3 protein-coding genes are annotated in these 3,280 nt (G+C 31.1%); all 3 read right to left on the bottom strand.

Going from position 1 to position 3,280, the window contains the following annotated elements; all coding sequences use genetic code 11:
• Positions 1–321: DUF1672 family protein (locus HMPREF3264_RS12860; protein WP_256323944.1), on the bottom strand; the 321-nt coding region annotated here is incomplete at its 3' end.
• A 92-nt stretch (positions 322–413) separates the two neighbouring features.
• Positions 414–2,582, bottom strand: a complete 2,169-nt coding sequence (locus HMPREF3264_RS00835; protein WP_070871613.1) for a hypothetical protein — start codon at positions 2,580–2,582, stop codon at positions 414–416.
• Positions 2,575–3,280 (bottom strand): DUF1672 family protein (locus HMPREF3264_RS00840; protein WP_083327774.1); only part of this gene is annotated, 706 nt, incomplete at its 5' end. The genes HMPREF3264_RS00840 and HMPREF3264_RS00835, both read right to left, overlap by 8 nt.

Genomic DNA, 3,280 nt, shown 5'->3' on the forward strand with positions numbered 1-3,280 from the left:
GTTGAATACAATATCGTGGTCGTCGCAATGGACGTAAACTTCCACACCATCGCCACTGCCGACAACATTGGTCGTTTTAACGTTTAAACTAAAGTTATCTTTAAAGAATTGTTCTCCGAGTTTTTCGTATTCTTTTCGGTGATTCTTCGCATATTCAACCGCGCTTTTTTCAGCTTTAGGCTGAAATCCTTGTCCAACATATTTACTGGCTGGCATTTCTTCGGGTATTGATTGTGCAGTTTTGTTTAAATGATGATCTATCGTCGAACAACCAAAAAGTAACAAAGATAAAGTTAAAATGGCACAATATATCTTTTTCATCAAGCACCTCAATTTGAGAATTATTCATTATTAAATAAGACGCTTATAAAGTGAGAACTTTTATAAACGTCTTTGATAGTTAAGGTTATCAATTAATAAACAGCTATTTTTTCTAATTGATTTTTTACTTTATTCATATTAGAGCGTATTAGCGATGCAGAATCATCCATTGTCTTAATCGCTTGTCCCTCATTCTCATTAAGTCCATTACAAACAACTTCAAACTGTTGAGACATTTGATCTAAACGTCCTTGAGCTGCTTTATTGAGTATAAACATATCATCATAGTGGCTAGGCTCGAAAATCATATTTACAATCATAGGCTTTGTATTCGTAATAATTTCACCCAAATGATTTTCAAGAATCGGCGAAGCTGCTTGTAAATCAGTTAATAGTGGTACCCACTTATCTAGTAAATAATGTTTTAATACTTCTAAATAGGAAGTTAATACACTAGCTGGTGTGGGTAAGAGTTTCACTAGTGTTTTAATATGAGCTGTATCTAAGGCTGATAATATAGAATCTATTCCATATTTAATAGAATAGATTGCACTTATTGTGAAATCTATATCATCTATAATAGGTTTAAAATATTCATTATATATATCTTGAATATTTTCAGATAACTTTTTAATAGCGTTATCAATATGGGCTCTTAAAATTGTCATTTTGCGGGTCAAATAATTAGATGGCTGGATTGTTCCAGAAACCATATTTTCACCACTATAATTAATGTTAGTATTGCCATCCATTATAGTCGCGTCTTGTTGCGACATGATACTTTTTATATCTCCAATTTGCCGTCCATAAATATCATTTTGGTTTTTAACTTGAGTGATATTTTTAGAGACTATCTCAAGATGTTTCATCATTTCTTCGGATACACCATCCGCAAAATCATGATCTAGGTTTTTAAATAGGTCTGATAATACATTATCAGCAGTGTCATGAATAGCTTCAATTCCACGTTCTAAATTCTTAACGATGCTAGATATTCTTTCTTCTAAAAGTTTTAAGTCTAATGAGGGGAGAGCGCCCATGAGTGGAGAAAGGATAAGTAAAACTTTATCTATAATGCTTTCTAGATATTTTCTTTCAGACTTAATTTTGTTACAAAAATTTTCTAGTGTTTCAAGACGAATTTTATCTATGAAATCTCTCTTGAGTTTATGCTTACGTTCTCCAAAGTTACTATTTTCTTTTTGCGATATATTAAAGCTTTCATTTAAGAAAGTTACGCATTCAGACAACATTCTACTAGTTTCTCCAGTGACTAGCTGTTCAAGGTTACCTAATTTTTCAATATCTAGTTTAATCAGTTTACCAGAACCAGACCTTGCTATAGACTCACCAGTCCACACGTTAATCGGAATACGTCCATCCATATCTAATTTTATATTTATTGTTTTAGACACTTTTTTACCATCTTTAGTAACAGTATCTTTTACTGATTTAATTTTACGAACGGGTATATCTTTATACGTGTTATCTTTTTTGTTGAATTTACGTTTATAACCTAAATGACTATCAGCTAAAGCTTCTAGTGTAGGTACCCCATTTTCAATATCGACTCTTTTACCGGGGTTATTTTTAAATACTGAATCTTGTGCCCAAGATAAAATATCATAAGTACTATGGAAATTGATAATATTGTTATGGTTTCCTGGTTTAGTACCTCTCCATGATGCTTCAGGAAGAGTAGCAGGGTCTGTAGTTGCTACTTTTAAATTAGGATTTTTAACCCCTTCATATTTCGCGCCAACTGCTCCTTGAGAATTACCGCCTGAGTTTATTATTGTTTTATTTTTATACTTACTAGAGTCTAGACCATATTTTTTGAAAAATTCAACATTTTTTAAATGCTTAGCATCATAAATTTTTTGTTGATAATTTTTCACATAATTGTGGTTTTGTTCTATCAGTTCTGTTTTTTTATTTCTATTATTCATTAATTTAATATTTTGAAGCCAATCATCCGCAACTTTCCCTTTTAAAGGATTATTAGGATTAATACTTTCATTATTATCTGTTCCTTGGAAAATAATTGTTTGCTGACCAGTTCCATGATTTTTATCATCTAATAATTCTACTGTTTTTATATCTGTTCCACCATTTGAGTTTGAGCTTTCTTTACTATCATCAAATGAATCAACCACTCTGAACTTCTTGCCATTTACTTTAAAAATGTCGTTATCATCTATGTCTTGATAAACCCAATATCCACCTAATTCTGTTAAATCCCTATCGTTTATTTTATTCATGATTAAACACTCCATATTTTATAGTATCTTTTTTACTATAACTAGGATTGGAAGAATTAATTTTAGAGTCCGAAAGTTGAATCTGCATATTAAAATTATGAGGGATTGAATGATTTCTTTTTAACTTATCTGCTAAATTCAATATGTCATCAGTAGAATTATCTTTAGAAAAATTCTTTTTTGTACTAAAGAAAGTTGTTGTTAAATAAGGTTTTGATTCATCATTCAATTCCTTTTTCGCTTTTTTCATACCACTTACAAATTCGGAATCATTTTTATTAATTAATGGTTCGAAATGCTTACGATATTCACTAATGGAGTATGGAACAGCTGAGATATAATAATATTGATTTTTAAAACCGCCTACTTGAGTTTTTGTGACTGCTTGTTTAGTAAAGCCAGTATATGAATAATTGTCTTCATTTTCTCTAAAGAACGAAGTAAGATTGTCTAACTTTTCTTTGTTTGCTCTATATTCAAATCCACTTAATACGGTTCCTACCATGTTACTCATGTCATCACCATTATCATGACTTCGCATGGATCCTTTTTCATGAATGGATTCTTTATCGAAAGGGATACTTGCGTTGAATACTATATCGTGGTCATCACAATGCACGAATACTTCGACACCATCGCCACTGCCAACAACGTTGGTCGCTTTGACATTTAAACTAAAGTTATCTTTAAAGAATTGT

Source organism: Staphylococcus sp. HMSC62A08, from assembly GCF_001839105.1.
In the GTDB taxonomy this organism is placed as follows: Bacteria; Bacillota; Bacilli; order Staphylococcales; family Staphylococcaceae; genus Staphylococcus; species Staphylococcus caprae.

Coding starts and splice junctions, on each gene's coding strand:
- HMPREF3264_RS00835 (WP_070871613.1), bottom strand. CDS start 2,582: ATGAATAAAATAAACGATAGGGATTTAACAGAATTAGGTGGATATTGG.